This is a genomic window from Pseudomonas sp. GW821-FHT05H12 (genome assembly GCF_059419385.1).
The window spans coordinates 17181-32573 of sequence record NZ_JBWKRS010000035.1; the positions used below are offsets into that span (position 1 = coordinate 17181).

The window sequence follows — 15393 nt, forward strand, 5'->3', positions numbered from 1 at the left end:
CCCCTTTCAGCCGCAGGCCTTGAGGTTCACCGGGCCGACAAATTCGTTGCCGCGCCCCATCACACAGGCCACGGTCTGATTGCGCTGGCGCTCCCAGGGTTGCACCGGGTAGGTCTTGTTCCAGGCCTCATACAGTTGGCGGTCCTGTTTGGACAGGCGCAAACCGTATTGCTTGCTCATGTAGAAGTAAGTGCGGGCGATCATGCCCCGAATGGAAGGGCGCGGCATCACCTTCTTGGCCTTGAAGTCCACCTGGGTCAGGCATGAACCATACTGCCCGCTTTGCACCGGCAGCCAGCCAAAACTGAAGTTGTTACGGTCGCCGTTCACCTCGCCAATGCTGGGCACCAGGTTGTGCAGGTCGGCCTCGGCGCGCTTGAACACGTCATCGTGGCGCGTGCAGTTCTTGCGTCCTCCAGCTTGCCAGCACTGGCGTTGATGGCCGATCTGCCAGGCCGGGACGATGTGTTCCCACTCGATACGAGCGGCGCGGCTGGCGTTTTTGCGCGGGACGTAACCACAGGCTTTCAGGTCTACCCGATTACCGTTGTATTTGCAGCCGCAGTAAAACTCAGTGGATTGTGGGGCGTAGAGTTTCCAGGCGACCTTCTTGGCTTCGCTGAAGGTTCGGGGCGCCTGGGCATGGGCGGTGACGGCAAAGAACAAGCAAACCACAGCGGTAAAACGGACACTCATTGAATCAATCTTCCTTCGGCACAACCCAGAAAATCTGCACGCCGCCGTCATCCCGGTAGGCGAGGGTGACGTTATCGTTCTCGGCAATTTCTTCCAGCAGACGCTCCCATTCGTCCACCGGCTCATCCGGCAAACGGAAGATCAGGGCGGCCTTGGCTTTCTGTGCGTTGGTCGAGTTGATGATCTTTTGCACCCGAATGGCCAGGCGCTCGTAGGCATCAGGTGGAGTCGGCAGTGCGGAAGAGGACGTTGCCACGGAGAATTCCTTAATAAGCTGTACGTGCATACAGTATTTAACTGTGGGCAATTTCGCAACTGCTTAAACTTCAGGAGTTAGGTCTGACAGCTGTCTGGGCGAATTCATGCAGGCGGGGCGTATCTGAAAGGTGGCAAGGGCGGACAAGCCGCCCGTGCCGAGATGCAGCCAGGAATCAATATTCCCAGAACATCCGTTGCAGCTCTTTGCTGTCCTGGGTCTTGGTCAGGGCAACCATGGCCAGGATCCGCGCTTTTTGCGGGTTCAGGTCATGGGCGGCAACCCAGTCGTACTTGTCGTCAGGCTGTTCAGCGTTACGCAGAACGAAACCGCCGGCATTCACGTGGGAAGAACGGATGATCTGCACGCCTTGCTTGCGCAGTTCCTGCAGGGCCGGTACGACTTTGGACGAGACCGAGCCGTTGCCGGTGCCGGCATGGATGATGGCTTTCGCGCCAGCCTGGGCCAGGGCCTTGACGGCGGTGTCGCTCACGTTGCCGTAGCCGTAGGCGATTTCAACATCGGGCAGGCTCTTGATGTTCTTGATGTCGAATTCGGAATCCATGGTGTGACGCTTGGCAGGCAGGCGGAACCAGTAGGATTTGCCTTCGACCACCATGCCCAGCGGGCCCCATGGGCTCTTGAACGCTTCGGTCTTGATGTTGATCATCTTGCTGACGTCACGACCCGACTGGATCTCGTCGTTCATGGTGACCAGCACGCCTTTGCCACGCGCGTCTTTACTGCCGGCGACGGCCACGGCGTTGTACAGGTTGAGCATGCCGTCAGCCGACATGGCGGTGCCTGGGCGCATCGAACCTACGACCACGATTGGCTTGTCGGTTTTTTCGACCAGGTTCAGAAAGTAGGCGGTTTCTTCCAGGGTGTCGGTGCCGTGGGTGATCACGATACCGTCCACGTCCTTGCTGTCGGCCAGTTCGGCTACGCGGCGACCCAGTTGCAGCAGGTTTTCGTTGTTGATGCTTTCAGATGCAATTTGCATCACTTGCTCGCCGCGAACGTTGGCGATCTGGCTAAGCTCAGGAACACCGGCGATCAATTGTTCGATACCAACCTTGGCCGCCTGGTAGGTGGCACTGTTGGCCGCGCTGGCGCCAGCGCCGGCGATGGTGCCGCCGGTGGCAAGGATGACGACGTTGGAGAGTTTGATTTTGGTTTCAGCTTCCTTTGCCTGGGCGGCAAGGGGGAACAGCAGCAGGAGGGCTAACGCGCCCGGAACAAAGTTCTTCAGTGCAGATTTCATTATTTTTCTCTCTGGTTTTTGATGAGTGCTGGTGCAGGTTCATCTAGAACACCCGGGCGATTCTGAATGCCTCGAGGTGCAGGGTAAGAGCAGGATTTGTACCAGGCTGATTGTGTCTGCGGTTATAAATTAACTTATTGATTTTAATCAGTTTATTTTTGATTGTAGGGTTTTTCATTTGAGTGGGTGTCCGGCTTTCCGAACGTTGGGGTGGGCTGGCGTTCGGTTGTCCGAAAGCGTGCTCGGTCAGCGCCAGGAGCCGGCAGCGCCGCCTGTCGTTTTAGAGAACGACCCAAGCAGTTGAATGTTTAACAGGATCAACCATGGGCCCCTGGGACAGGGGAGGGAGGGCGTGGATGAAAGGCTGTTTTCTCCCGTTGACAAATCTCGACAAGGTTCTCATAGTTTGGTGTAACGCAAACGTTTGCGAGATGTTTCACGATGCACGCCTTGACGTATCGTGACAGCTCGTATCAGCCACCCGGGTGGGCCGGCTGCCGAAGCGTTCTTCGGTGCAAGCGTTGCTCACAATAATCATAAGATCGGAGTGAACCCATGAAGCTGCCATTTGCTGGACGTCTTCTTGCTGTCGCTGTGCTTGCTGCCGCATCCGCTGCCCTGCCGCTCTCCTCTGCATTTGCCGATGACGCTGCCGCCAAACCCAAGGTCGGCCTGGTCATGAAATCCCTCGCCAACGAATTCTTTGTCACCATGCAAGACGGTGCCAAGACGTATCAGAAAGAACATGCCGCCGATTTCGACATGATCACCAACGGGATCAAGAACGAAACCGACACCAGTGCGCAGATCGATATCGTCAATCAGATGATCCTCGCCAAGGTCAATGCGATTGTGATCGCCCCTGCTGACTCCAAGGCACTGGTTACCGTGCTGAAGAAAGCCTCGGACGCCGGCATCAAGGTCGTCAACATCGACAACCGTCTTGACCCGGACGTGCTGAAAAGCAAAAACCTCGACATCCCGTTCGTAGGCCCGGACAACCGCAAAGGTTCCAAGCTGGTCGGCGATTACCTGGCCAAGCAACTGGCTTCGGGTGACAAGGTCGGCATCATCGAAGGCGTTCCGACCACCACCAACGCCCAGCAACGTACCGCAGGCTACAAGGATGCGATGGACGCTGCCGGCATGAAGATCGTCTCCACCCAGTCGGGTAACTGGGAAATCGACCAGGGCCAGAAAGTGGCGTCCGCCATGCTGAGCGAATACCCGGACCTCAAGGCCTTGTTGGCCGGTAACGACAACATGGCCCTGGGCGCCGTCTCCGCCGTACGTGCGGCAGGTAAAGCGGGCAAAGTGCTGGTGGTGGGCTACGACAACATCGAAGCCATCAAGCCGATGCTTCAGGACGGCCGCGTGTTGGCCACTGCCGACCAGGCCGCTGCCCAGCAGGCCGTGTTCGGTATCCAGAACGCACTCAAGCTGGTCAAGGGTGAGAAAGTCGATGCCAAAGACGGCGTGATCGAAACCCCGGTCGAACTCGTCCTCAAGAAGTAATCCTGGCAGCACCCAACAGCGCCCGCTTGTCCTGAGCGGGCGCCTGGAGATTTTCCTATGTCATCTTCCGCCCCGAACGCTGTCCTCTCGGTCAGCGGTATCGGCAAGACCTATGCCCAGCCGGTTCTGTCCGACATCACACTCACGCTCAACCGTGGGGAAGTGCTGGCGCTGACCGGTGAAAACGGCGCTGGTAAAAGTACCTTGTCGAAGATCATCGGCGGGCTGGTCACGCCCACCACCGGGCACATGCAGTTCAATGGCCAGGACTTCCGTCCGGGCAGCCGCACCCAGGCTGAAGAGCTGGGCGTGCGCATGGTCATGCAGGAACTCAACCTGCTGCCGACCCTGACCGTGGCTGAGAACCTGTTCCTGGACAACCTGCCCAGCCACTGTGGCTGGATCAGCCGCAAGCAACTGCGCAAGGCGGCGATCGAGGCCATGGCCCAGGTCGGCCTGGACGCGATCGACCCGGACACCCTCGTTGGCACCCTGGGTATCGGCCACCAGCAGATGGTGGAAATCGCCCGCAACCTGATTGGCGATTGCCATGTGCTGATCCTCGACGAACCCACGGCGATGTTGACCGCCCGTGAAGTCGAGATGCTGTTTGAACAAATCACCCGTCTGCAGGCCCGCGGCGTGGCGATCATTTATATTTCGCACCGGCTCGAAGAGCTGGCCCGTGTCGCCCAGCGCATTGCGGTATTGCGTGATGGCAAGCTGGTCTGTGTCGAGCCGATGGCCAACTACAACAGCGAGCAACTGGTCACCTTGATGGTCGGTCGCGAGTTGGGTGAGCAGATCGACCTGGGCCCGCGCACAATCGGCGGTCCCGCCCTGACGGTGAAGGGCCTGACGCGTTCGGACAAGGTCCGCGATGTGTCCTTTGAAGTGCGTGCTGGCGAGATCTACGGCATTTCCGGCCTGATCGGCGCTGGCCGTACCGAATTGCTGCGCCTGATCTTCGGCGCTGACCTGGCAGACAGTGGCACCGTTGCGCTGGGCTCGCCGGCCCAGGTGGTGAGCATCCGTTCTCCAGTGGATGCGGTCGGGCATGGCATCGCGTTGATCACCGAAGACCGCAAGGGCGAAGGCCTGCTGCTGACTCAATCCATCAGTGCCAACATCGCCCTGGGTAACATGCCGGAAATCTCCGGTGGTGGCGTGGTGAATGCGCGTGACGAAACGGCCCTGGCCAAGCGCCAGATCGACGCCATGCGCATCCGCAGTTCCAGCCCGGCACAACTGGTGTCCGAGTTGTCCGGTGGTAACCAGCAGAAAGTCGTGATTGGCCGTTGGCTGGAGCGTGATTGTGCGGTGATGCTGTTCGACGAGCCGACCCGCGGCATCGACGTGGGCGCCAAGTTCGACATTTATGCCTTGCTCGGCGAACTGACTCGCCAGGGCAAAGCGCTGGTGGTGGTGTCCAGTGACCTGCGTGAGCTGATGCTGATCTGCGATCGCATCGGTGTGCTCTCGGCCGGGCGCTTGATCGAGACATTCGAGCGCGACAGCTGGACCCAGGATGAATTGCTCGCCGCCGCCTTTGCCGGCTATCAGAAACGTGATGCGCTGCTCAACGACACAGTGCTTAGGGATACCCCATGAAAACAACAACTTCCCCTGGTAAAACCGGCGGCAATTTCTACGGCCTGGGCACTTATCTTGGGCTGGCGGGTGCGTTGCTGGCGATGATTGCGCTGTTCTCGGTGCTCAGCGATCACTTCCTGTCCTATGACACCTTCAGCACCCTTGCCAATCAGATCCCTGACCTGATGGTGTTGGCGGTGGGGATGACGTTCATCCTCATCATCGGTGGCATTGACCTGTCGGTAGGCTCGGTGCTGGCACTGGCGGCGTCGGCGGTCAGCGTGGCGATCCTCGGCTGGGGCTGGAGCGTGTTGCCAGCAGCGGTGCTCGGCATGGGCTGTGCGGCTTTGGCTGGCACCATCACCGGTTCGATCACTGTGGCGTGGCGGATTCCGTCGTTTATCGTGTCCCTCGGCGTGCTGGAAATGGCTCGCGGTGTCGCTTACCAAATGACAGGCTCGCGCACAGCGTACATCGGTGATTCCTTCGCCTGGCTATCGAACCCGGTGGCGTTCGGCATTTCGCCATCGTTTATCATTGCGCTGCTGGTGATCATCGCGGCCCAGTTGGTGTTGACCCGTACCGTATTCGGTCGTTACCTGATTGGCATCGGTACCAACGAAGAGGCCGTGCGCCTGGCGGGGATCAATCCCAAGCCCTACAAGATCCTGGTGTTCAGCCTGATGGGCCTGTTGGCAGGCGTGGCGGCACTGTTCCAGATTTCACGGCTCGAAGCGGCTGATCCGAATGCCGGCTCCGGCCTCGAGCTGCAGGTGATCGCCGCCGTGGTGATCGGCGGCACCAGCCTGATGGGCGGGCGCGGTTCGGTCATCAGTACCTTCTTTGGTGTGTTGATTATTTCGGTACTGGCAGCTGGACTGGCGCAGATTGGTGCCACGGAGCCCACAAAGCGCATCATTACCGGTGCCGTGATCGTGATCGCCGTGGTCCTCGATACCTACCGCAGCCAGCGCGCCAGTCGGCGAGGCTGAACCATGGCAACGATCAAGGATGTGGCAGCGCTTGCAGGTATTTCCTACACCACGGTGTCCCATGTGGTGAACAAGACGCGCCCGGTCAGCGAGCCTGTGCGGATCAAGGTCGAGGCGGCGATCAAGCAGCTGGACTATGTACCGAGTGCTGTTGCACGCTCGCTCAAGGCCAAGACCACCGCCACCATCGGTCTGTTGGTGCCCAACAGCCTCAACCCGTATTTTGCGGAGCTGGCGCGGGGCATTGAGGATTACTGCGAGCGTAATGGCTACTGCGTCATCCTCTGCAACTCCGACGACAATGCTGAAAAGCAGCGCAATTATCTGCGCGTGTTGTTGGAGAAACGCATCGACGGCTTGATCGTGACCTCGGTGGGCGGTGACGACAGCGGCCTCGCGGCCGGCTTGAGCGCGGTGCGCACGCCGATGGTGATTGTCGATCGGGCACTGGACGGTATTGATGTCGACCTGGTGCGCATCGACCACGAAGAGGGTGCCTACCTGGCGACTAAACATTTACTGGAACTTGGTCACCGGGACATTGCCTGCATTGGCGGCCCTGGGCATACCCGCGTGGCGCAGATGCGTCTGGCGGGCTATCACCGCGCCCTGCGTGAGGCAGGTGTAGAAGTGGCAGCGGGACGCACCGAAGAAAGCGATTTCACCAGCACCGGTGGTTACGCCGCAGCGGTGAAGCTGTTGGCGCAGAACCCGCCCAGCGCGATCTTCGCCAGCAACGACATGATTGGCTTCGGCGTGTTACGCGCGGCGGCCGAGCGCAACATCCGCGTGCCGGGCGAACTGTCGGTGATCGGTTTCGATGATATCCAAATGGGCCGCTACGTGTACCCGGCGCTGACCACGGTCGGGCAGTCGATCGTGCAGCTGGGCGAGACGGCGGCCGAGCTTTTGCTGCAACGAATTGCAACCCCCCAACTGCCGATCGATCAACGCATCGTGACGCCGAGTATTGTGTTGCGAGAGTCCACGGCACCTTTTGCCGGGGTCTTCGCCCAATACCGCTGAACCGAATTGATGAGTACTGATGTATGCCCGCAAAAGTAGTGGTAATAGGCAGCTTGAACATGGACCTGGTGACCCGTGCCAGCCGGTTGCCGCGTGCCGGTGAAACCCTGATCGGTCAGACGTTCACCACGGTGCCTGGCGGCAAGGGTGCCAACCAGGCGGTGGCGGCCGCGCGCCTGGGTGCCGAGGTGGCGATGGTTGGTCGCGTGGGCACTGACGCCTACGGCACCCAGTTGCGCGATGCTCTGCTGGTGGAAGGCGTTGATTGCCAGGCCGTTGCAGCGGTGGAAGGCTCCAGTGGCGTGGCATTGATTGTGGTGGACGACAGCAGCCAGAACGCGATCGTGATCGTGGCCGGCAGCAACGGCGAGCTGACACCTGCGTCACTGCAAGCCTCTGACGCCGTTCTGCAGGCGGCCGATGTGATCATCTGCCAGCTTGAAGTACCGATGGCCACCGTTGGTCACGCGCTCAAGCGCGGGCGTGAGCTGGGCAAGGTCGTCATCCTGAACCCGGCACCGGCCAGCGGCCCGTTGCCGGGCGACTGGTATGCCGCGATCGACTACCTGATCCCCAATGAGAGCGAAGCCACGGCCCTCAGTGGCGTGACGGTGGACTCTCTCGAAAGTGCCCAGGTTGCCGCGACAGAATTAATCAAGGCCGGCGCCGGCAAAGTCATCATCACCCTGGGTGCCCAAGGCGTGCTGTTTGCCGATGGCAAGGGCTTCGAACACCTGATGGCGCCAAAGGTCAAGGCTGTGGATACCACGGCGGCCGGTGACACCTTTGTCGGAGGCTTTGCTGCGGCGCTGGCCAATGGCAAGAGCGAAGCCGAGGCTATCCGATTTGGCCAAGTGGCAGCGGCGCTGTCAGTGACACGTGCCGGTGCGCAGCCCTCTATTCCCACGCTGCACGACGTTCAAGGTTTTGTGCCCTCATGAAAAAGACACCGCTCCTCAATATTGCACTGTCACGCGTCATCGCGTCCCTGGGTCACGGCGATGTACTGGTGATCGGTGATGCCGGCTTGCCGGTACCGCCTGGCGTCGAGCTGATCGACCTGGCGCTGACCCAAGGCATTCCGGACTTCATCAGCACCTTGCGCATTGTGCTCAGCGAGATGCAGGTGGAAAGCCACGTGCTGGCCGAGGAGATCCTGCTCAAGCAGCCACCGGCGTTGGCTGCCCTTAATACCCTGACCGAGCAGGCGGCCCTGGGCGAGCGCCGTCTGGTCAGCCATGAAGAATTCAAGCAACTGAGCCGCAAGGCTCGCGCCGTCGTGCGCACGGGCGAGTGCCAGCCTTATTGCAACATCGCGCTGGTGTCCGGCGTAACTTTCTAGCGTTCCCAATGACAAGGAGTGTTTCATGCAACGTGGTCTACCCACCCTGAAAAACCTGTTCCGGAGTGTCCTGCTCTTGTCCGCACTCACCGCAGCCAGCGCCCATGCGGCGGAAAAAATCGACCTGATCATCGACACCGACCCCGGTGCTGATGACGTAGTGGCCTTGCTGTTTGCCATGGCTTCTCCCGAGGAGTTGCACATTCGAGCGCTGACCACTGTCGCCGGCAATGTGCGCCTGGACAAGACTTCCCGCAACGCACGGCTGGCCCGTGAGTGGGCAGGGCGCGAAGATATTCCGGTGTATGCCGGCGCACCCAAGCCGCTGCTGCGCACGCCGATCTATGCCGAGAATATCCACGGCAAGGAAGGCATCTCCGGCGTCACCGTGCATGAGCCGAAAAAGGGTCTGGCCGAAGGCAATGCGGTTGATTACCTGATCAAGACCTTGAGCACCGCCAAGCCTCATAGCATCACCATCGCCATGCTCGGTCCGCAGACCAACCTGGCGCTGGCATTGACCCAGGCGCCGGAAATCACCCAAGGCATCAAGGAGGTCGTGGTGATGGGCGGTGCGCACTTCAATGGCGGCAACATTACGCCAGTGGCCGAATTCAATCTGTTCGCCGACCCGGTTGCGGCCGAGATCGTGCTCAAGAGTGGCGTCAAGTTGACCTACCTGCCGCTGGACGTGACCCACAAAGTCCTGACCAGCGAAACGCGTTTGAAAAAGATCGCAGACCTCAACAACAACGCGAGCAAAGTCGTCAGCAATATCCTTAACGAATACGTCAAAGGCGATATGGAGCACTACGGCATCCCCGGTGGCCCGGTGCACGATGCCACGGTGATTGCTTATCTGCTCAAGCCTTCACTGTTCAGCGGCCGTCAGGCCAATATGGTGGTCGATAGCCGCGAAGGCCCGACTTTCGGTCAGACCATCGTCGACTGGTACGACGGCCTGAAGCAGGAAAAGAATGTGTTTTGGGTCGAGAACGGCGACGCCCAGGGCTTCTTCGATCTGCTGACTGAGCGCCTGGCACGCTTGAAGTAAGGTGTTTGCCGGTCGGCGCTCGTCGACCGGTTCTTATTCCCGCTCGGGGTCGTGTGCACCCATGTGATCGGCCGGGTATTTTTCGAATACCTGACCGATAAAGGCTTGCGCCGCTTGGGTGCCCAATTCCTTGACCAGCAGGTCGATACCGATGATTGCCAATTCTTCGGGGCTTCCGGGGCTGTAGGAACTTTGTCCCTGAGGCCACTTGGCTTTGATATCGGCTTGGAGGGTTACAGTGCTCATGGCTGTCTCGCGGTGTTGAAAGTACTGGGTAATGCGCTGGAACGCGGTTCTTGCCGGCGCAGTTAACCATTTTGCGCCGCGTTTGGCACTGCTACTTAGGCATGAGCGAGGGGCTGTGCGACACTGTCTCCCTGTTTAATTGCCGGGAATGAACGCGTGCAGATCGATTTGAACAACCCCGACAACCTGAACCTGGCCGCCGTGCGCCAGTTGATTGCCAGTGCCAGTGACGATGAACATGCCCAATTGCGGGTGACCAAGGCCGGGATCGCTTATATCTCTTCTGGCAGGGCGGTGGGTGGTGTCGAGATCGAAGGGTTGCTGTTTCGCCTGGAGACCTGGGCCAAGGGCTCAGGCTACGTCGGCAACGTGGCTGCCAGCGATGAAGTCTGGGTGACCCAGATCCTGAATGCGCTTACGCAGAACTGGCCAAAACCTTCGTCCGACTACATCGATATCTACTGAGTACGTTCATATCTGGTGACGATTGCTCGGGCGAATGCCGCGCAAGAGTAGGGCAGACTTGCCCTCCGGCGGTTTACGTCTTGAAACCAATCCGCCATATCGCTGTCGCACGATCTCTGTCCATTTTTATCATAGGAGGCTTCATGCCTTGGAAGCTCGCATCATTCGGTACTTTGTTGGCAGCACTCGCGTTGGCGGGTTGCAGCACCCCGGGTGCCTCTGAGCCAGGCAAAGCAACCGCCGCCGCTGACGTCACTCATACCCGCTGTGAGTCGAAAGCCGCCGAGTTCGCAATCGGCCAGAAAGCCTCGCCCCAGTTGCTGGAGCAGGCCCGTACCCGTGCCGGTGCGCAGAACGCACGGATTCTCAAGCCAAACGACATGATTACCCTGGAATACCGCTCCGATCGCCTGAACCTGAACACCGACGACAACCTGGTGATCACGCGGGTCAATTGCGGCTGATCGCTTCAAGGCTTTTACAGCGCCCATAAAAAACCCCGCCACATGGACGGGGTTTTTTTAGCTCAGCGGAGAATTACTCGCCGCGAACCTGTGCAGCTTGCATACCCTTTTGGCCTTTCTCAGCCACGAAGGAAACGGTTTGGCCTTCTTTCAGGCTTTTGAAACCGTCGCTTTCGATAGCTTTGAAGTGTACGAACAGGTCGTCACCGCCACCTTGAGGAGTGATGAAGCCGAAGCCTTTTTCATCGTTGAACCATTTAACGGTGCCGGTTTGGCGATTAGACATGGTGTATCTCCAAGAAACATATATTTTCAGTAGTGCTGTGCTGCTCAGGCCAACTGGGCACACCGGGCTATCATAGTCGAAATGTTCGGCTTGGGAGCCCCCCCAAGGCATTGTTTGCTAATCAATAGCGTTGCGTTTAGTGCTTCGGTCGGCTGAAAGCCCCGATCTACGGGGCTTTGGCGCGAAATATCAGCTGTTAAAAAAAGCCGTAAAAGCTGCGTAATTTGTGAGATAAGGCAATTTTCAGGCTGTTTTTTCAACAAATTGACCGTCTGAGCACGGGTATGGCTGACTATTTTTTCACGACTTTGCAGGACGAAATCGCCGCAACCGCTTTGTTTTTAAGCGCAGGGCTGGCATTCGGGTTTTTCATGAGCTCTGTGATTTCCGCCGTGGTCAGCTCGGCATTGATCTTGTCGGCGCCACATTCGCAATGGTCTTTGGCGGTTTTGGCGTCGACGTTCTGCTGGGCTGCTGCGCTGCAATCTTTGACGAAGCTATCGCGGGCGCCGGCAGGCCAGTTCGATGGAGCGGCTGCTTGTGCGCCGAGGGACATCAGTGTCAGGGAGGCGGCGAGAGCGAGTGTCGAGGTAAAACGCATCATGGGATGCTCCTTTGGGTCGAGGACGGACAGCAATTCTCAGTGGGTTTGAGGTAGTGCGTACAGCTCAAGTTCACTTTTGCAGCAGCAAAGCCCGGAATTTTTCATTACATGAAGCCGCGCCGGCGCGACGACCGTTCATCTGTGCTAGCATCGTCGACCTGGCTATTTCCAGGCGCGCCATTTGCCGCCTTGCCATGTTCTTTTTAGCTCACTCCAGTCACTCTGGTTCGATTATCGGTTGGCCGAAAGGCTCCTGCCGCTGTAAGGCAGGCGTTCATCACTGAACGGCCTGGTATTGGATCTTGTACTGGCTCATCCCAACCCACGTGACCTTTGGTAGGGGTCACCACTAGGAGAGGAGGCGCCATGCCAACTATTACTCTTCCCGACGGCAGTCAACGTTCATTCGATCATTCGGTTTCCGTAGCCGATGTCGCCGCATCCATCGGTGCAGGCCTGGCCAAAGCCACCGTGGCCGGCAAGGTCGACGGCAAGCTGGTCGATGCCAGCGACCTGATCACCACCGATGCCAGCCTGCAGATCATCACGCCCAAGGACCAGGAGGGGCTGGAGATCATTCGTCACTCTTGCGCTCACCTGATTGGCCACGCGGTCAAGCAGCTGTATCCGACCGCGAAAATGGTGATCGGCCCGGTCATCGAAGAAGGCTTCTATTACGACATCGCCTATGAACGTCCTTTCACACCGGACGACCTGGCCGCGATCGAACAGCGCATGCATCAGCTGATCGAAAAAGATTACGACGTGATCAAGAAAGTCACGCCGCGCGCCGACGTAATCGACGTGTTTACCGCCCGTGGCGAAGACTACAAGCTGCGCCTGGTGGAAGACATGCCGGACGAGCAGGCCATGGGCCTGTACTACCACGAAGAATATGTCGACATGTGCCGTGGCCCGCACGTGCCGAACACGCGTTTCCTCAAGTCGTTCAAGCTGACCAAGCTGTCCGGCGCCTATTGGCGTGGCGATGCGAAAAACGAGCAACTGCAGCGCATCTACGGTACCGCCTGGGCTGACAAGAAGCAGCTGGCCGCCTACATCCAGCGCATCGAAGAAGCTGAGAAACGCGACCACCGCAAGATTGGCAAGCGCCTGAACCTGTTCCACCTCCAGGAAGAAGCGCCGGGCATGGTGTTCTGGCACCCGAACGGCTGGACCCTGTACCAGGTGCTTGAGCAGTACATGCGCAAGGTTCAGCGCGACAACGGCTACCTGGAGATCAAGACTCCGCAAGTCGTTGACCGTAGCCTGTGGGAGAAATCCGGGCACTGGGCCAACTACGCCGATAACATGTTCACCACCCAGTCGGAAAACCGCGACTACGCCATCAAGCCCATGAACTGCCCTTGCCACGTGCAGGTGTTCAACCAGGGTCTGAAGAGCTATCGCGAGTTGCCGATGCGCCTGGCCGAGTTCGGTGCCTGCCACCGTAATGAGCCATCGGGTGCGCTGCACGGCATCATGCGCGTGCGTGGCTTCACCCAGGATGACGCCCACATCTTCTGCACCGAAGAGCAGATGCAGGCCGAATCCGCCGCGTTCATCAAGCTGACCATGGATGTCTATCGCGATTTCGGCTTTACCGAAGTCGAAATGAAGCTGTCCACTCGTCCGGAAAAACGCGTCGGTTCCGACGAGCTGTGGGATCGCGCCGAATCGGCACTAGCCGCAGCGCTCGACAGCGCGGGCCTTGCGTACGACCTGCAGCCAGGCGAGGGTGCTTTCTACGGTCCGAAGATCGAGTTCTCGCTGAAAGATTGCCTTGGCCGTGTCTGGCAGTGTGGTACCCTGCAGCTCGATTTTAACCTGCCGATCCGTCTGGGCGCCGAATACGTGTCCGAAGACAACAGCCGCAAACACCCGGTTATGCTGCACCGGGCGATCCTCGGTTCGTTCGAACGGTTCGTCGGGATCCTGATCGAGCACTACGAGGGTGCATTCCCTGCGTGGCTGGCTCCGACCCAGGCAGTGATCATGAATATCACTGATAAACAGGCAGATTTTGCCGCTGAAGTTGAAAAAACTCTCAACGAAAGCGGGTTTCGTGCCAAGTCCGACTTGAGAAATGAAAAGATCGGCTTTAAAATCCGCGAGCATACTTTGCTCAAGGTTCCCTATCTTTTGGTTATCGGAGATCGGGAAGTCGAGATGCAGACTGTCGCTGTGCGTACTCGTGAAGGTGCTGACCTGGGCTCGATGCCCGTCGCCCAGTTCGCTGAGTTCCTCGCGCAAGCGGTTTCCCGGCGTGGTCGCCCAGATTCGGAGTAATTATTATTAAGCGTGAAATGAGACAAGATAAACGAGCTGCACCGAAAGCCCCGATCAACGAGAATATCTCGGCACGCGAGGTTCGGTTAATTGGCGCTGACGGCGAGCAGATTGGCATCGTCTCGATTGATGAAGCGCTTCGTATCGCTGAAGAGTCCAAGTTGGACCTGGTGGAAATCTCCGCCGACGCAGTCCCGCCTGTTTGCCGGGTGATGGACTACGGCAAGTCGATCTTCGAAAAGAAGAAGCAGATTGCTGCGGCGAAGAAGAACCAAAAGCAGATTCAAGTAAAAGAAATCAAGTTTCGTCCAGGGACGGAGGAAGGGGATTACCAGGTAAAACTGCGCAACCTGGTACGTTTCCTGAGTGATGGGGACAGGGCCAAGGTATCCTTGCGATTCCGCGGCCGTGAGATGGCCCACCAGGAGCTGGGGATGGAACTCCTCAAGCGGGTTGAAGCTGACCTGCTGGAGTACGGTTCCGTCGAGCAGCATCCTAAGATGGAAGGACGCCAGCTGATCATGGTCATCGCCCCGAAAAAGAAGAAGTAATCAACAGGGCACGGCAGGCCTTCTGATTATGTTTATCAACTGAATGCGGAGTATCCGAACATGCCAAAGATGAAGACTAAAAGTGGTGCTGCTAAGCGGTTTCTGAAAACTGCTAACGGTATCAAGCACAAGCACGCTTTCAAGAGCCACATCCTGACCAAAATGTCGACCAAGCGTAAGCGTCAACTGCGCGGTAGCAGCTTGCTGCATCCGTCTGACGTGGCAAAAGTCGAGCGCATGCTGCGCCTTCGTTAATTTTTGGATCAAGAATAGAGGAAGTAACTCATGGCTCGTGTAAAGCGTGGCGTCATTGCCCGTAAACGTCACAAAAAAATTCTGAAACTTGCTAAAGGCTACTACGGCGCGCGTTCACGCGTATTCCGTGTTGCCAAGCAAGCGGTAATCAAGGCAGGCCAATACGCCTACCGTGACCGTCGTCAGAAAAAACGTCAGTTCCGCGCTCTGTGGATCGCTCGTATCAACGCTGGTGCACGTGTTAACGGTCTGTCCTACAGCCGTTTCATCGCTGGCCTGAAAAAAGCGTCCATCGAGATCGACCGTAAGGTTCTGGCTGATCTGGCAGTGAACGAAAAAGCGGTGTTTGCCGCGATTGTCGAGAAAGCTAAAGCCACCTTGGCTTAAGTACCCCCGACAGTCATTCTGGGTTGCTCCTGCAGCCCAGGGTGGTAAACGTCATAAATAGGGGAAGAGCCTTCAAGCTCTTCCCCTATTTTGTATCTGGAGTCTGTA

Annotated in this window: 19 protein-coding genes; 13 read left to right on the forward strand and 6 right to left on the reverse strand. The window is 58.2% G+C overall.

Annotated elements, in window-relative coordinates; genetic code table 11:
- Positions 1-6 precede the first annotated feature (6 nt).
- From AC07SU_RS24930 to AC07SU_RS24940, 3 genes are all read right to left on the reverse strand, one after another.
- Positions 7-696, reverse strand: coding sequence for an endonuclease (locus AC07SU_RS24930; RefSeq protein ID WP_176998746.1), 690 nt, complete (start codon positions 694-696; stop codon positions 7-9).
- 4 nt (positions 697-700) lie between these two features.
- Complete coding sequence (locus AC07SU_RS24935; RefSeq protein ID WP_176998747.1) at positions 701-952, reverse strand: DUF1654 domain-containing protein; 252 nt, start codon at positions 950-952, stop codon at positions 701-703.
- 175 nt (positions 953-1127) lie between these two features.
- Positions 1128-2216, reverse strand: coding sequence for an asparaginase (locus tag AC07SU_RS24940; RefSeq protein WP_494998526.1), 1089 nt, complete (start codon positions 2214-2216; stop codon positions 1128-1130).
- Between the two features lie 555 nt (positions 2217-2771).
- Between AC07SU_RS24940 and AC07SU_RS24945 the strand changes: the two genes are divergently transcribed.
- The 7 genes from AC07SU_RS24945 to AC07SU_RS24975 are packed head-to-tail and all read left to right on the forward strand — an operon-like array spanning position 2772 to position 9738.
- Positions 2772-3731, forward strand: a complete 960-nt coding sequence (locus AC07SU_RS24945; protein ID WP_176998749.1) for a sugar ABC transporter substrate-binding protein — start codon at positions 2772-2774, stop codon at positions 3729-3731.
- A 57-nt stretch (positions 3732-3788) separates the two neighbouring features.
- Positions 3789-5342, forward strand: a complete 1554-nt coding sequence (locus AC07SU_RS24950) for a sugar ABC transporter ATP-binding protein (protein WP_494998527.1) — start codon at positions 3789-3791, stop codon at positions 5340-5342.
- A complete protein-coding gene (locus AC07SU_RS24955; protein WP_176998751.1) occupies positions 5339-6316 on the forward strand; it encodes an ABC transporter permease in 978 nt (325 codons plus the stop codon). The genes AC07SU_RS24950 and AC07SU_RS24955 overlap by 4 nt, the downstream gene beginning before the upstream one ends.
- A gap of 3 nt (positions 6317-6319) precedes the next feature.
- On the forward strand, positions 6320-7342 hold the full coding sequence (locus AC07SU_RS24960) for a LacI family DNA-binding transcriptional regulator (protein ID WP_176998752.1): 1023 nt from the start codon (positions 6320-6322) through the stop codon (positions 7340-7342).
- Between the two features lie 23 nt (positions 7343-7365).
- Positions 7366-8283, forward strand: a complete 918-nt coding sequence (gene rbsK / locus AC07SU_RS24965) for a ribokinase (RefSeq protein WP_494998528.1) — start codon at positions 7366-7368, stop codon at positions 8281-8283.
- Positions 8280-8684 (forward strand): D-ribose pyranase, encoded by a 405-nt coding sequence (gene rbsD, locus AC07SU_RS24970; RefSeq protein WP_176998754.1) that lies wholly within the window; start codon positions 8280-8282, stop codon positions 8682-8684. The genes rbsK and rbsD overlap by 4 nt, the downstream gene beginning before the upstream one ends.
- A gap of 25 nt (positions 8685-8709) precedes the next feature.
- On the forward strand, positions 8710-9738 hold the full coding sequence (locus AC07SU_RS24975) for a nucleoside hydrolase (RefSeq protein ID WP_176998755.1): 1029 nt from the start codon (positions 8710-8712) through the stop codon (positions 9736-9738).
- A gap of 33 nt (positions 9739-9771) precedes the next feature.
- Here the strand turns inward: AC07SU_RS24975 and AC07SU_RS24980 are convergent, their stop codons facing one another.
- Positions 9772-9984 carry a hypothetical protein gene (locus AC07SU_RS24980; protein ID WP_176998756.1) on the reverse strand — a complete coding sequence of 71 codons (213 nt, stop codon included), beginning with the start codon at positions 9982-9984 and terminating at the stop codon, positions 9772-9774.
- Positions 9985-10140: 156 nt separating this feature from the next.
- Here AC07SU_RS24980 and AC07SU_RS24985 point away from each other — a divergent pair, with 156 nt between their 5' ends.
- On the forward strand, positions 10141-10449 hold the full coding sequence (locus AC07SU_RS24985; RefSeq protein WP_176998757.1) for a hypothetical protein: 309 nt from the start codon (positions 10141-10143) through the stop codon (positions 10447-10449).
- Between the two features lie 143 nt (positions 10450-10592).
- Entirely contained in the window at positions 10593-10913 is a 321-nt protein-coding gene (locus AC07SU_RS24990; protein WP_176998758.1) for an I78 family peptidase inhibitor, read from the forward strand.
- 73 nt (positions 10914-10986) lie between these two features.
- On the opposite strand, the gene AC07SU_RS24995 is transcribed toward AC07SU_RS24990, so the two are convergent.
- Positions 10987-11199 (reverse strand): cold-shock protein, encoded by a 213-nt coding sequence (locus AC07SU_RS24995; RefSeq protein ID WP_003234260.1) that lies wholly within the window; start codon positions 11197-11199, stop codon positions 10987-10989.
- A gap of 292 nt (positions 11200-11491) precedes the next feature.
- On the reverse strand, positions 11492-11803 hold the full coding sequence (locus tag AC07SU_RS25000) for a hypothetical protein (protein ID WP_494998529.1): 312 nt from the start codon (positions 11801-11803) through the stop codon (positions 11492-11494).
- A 366-nt stretch (positions 11804-12169) separates the two neighbouring features.
- Between AC07SU_RS25000 and thrS the strand changes: the two genes are divergently transcribed.
- The 4 genes from thrS to rplT are packed head-to-tail and all read left to right on the forward strand — an operon-like array spanning position 12170 to position 15285.
- Complete coding sequence (thrS, locus tag AC07SU_RS25005; protein WP_494998530.1) at positions 12170-14092, forward strand: threonine--tRNA ligase; 1923 nt, start codon at positions 12170-12172, stop codon at positions 14090-14092.
- A complete protein-coding gene (infC, locus tag AC07SU_RS25010) occupies positions 14092-14643 on the forward strand; it encodes a translation initiation factor IF-3 (protein WP_169850653.1) in 552 nt (183 codons plus the stop codon). Before thrS ends, infC begins: the two co-directional genes overlap by 1 nt.
- A 60-nt stretch (positions 14644-14703) precedes the next feature.
- Positions 14704-14898 carry a 50S ribosomal protein L35 gene (gene rpmI / locus AC07SU_RS25015; protein WP_002553160.1) on the forward strand — a complete coding sequence of 65 codons (195 nt, stop codon included), beginning with the start codon at positions 14704-14706 and terminating at the stop codon, positions 14896-14898.
- A 30-nt stretch (positions 14899-14928) separates the two neighbouring features.
- The gene (gene rplT, locus AC07SU_RS25020) at positions 14929-15285 is read left to right on the forward strand and encodes a 50S ribosomal protein L20 (protein WP_007913489.1); all 357 of its coding nucleotides are present in this window, start codon (positions 14929-14931) and stop codon (positions 15283-15285) included.
- Positions 15286-15393: the final 108 nt, after the last annotated feature.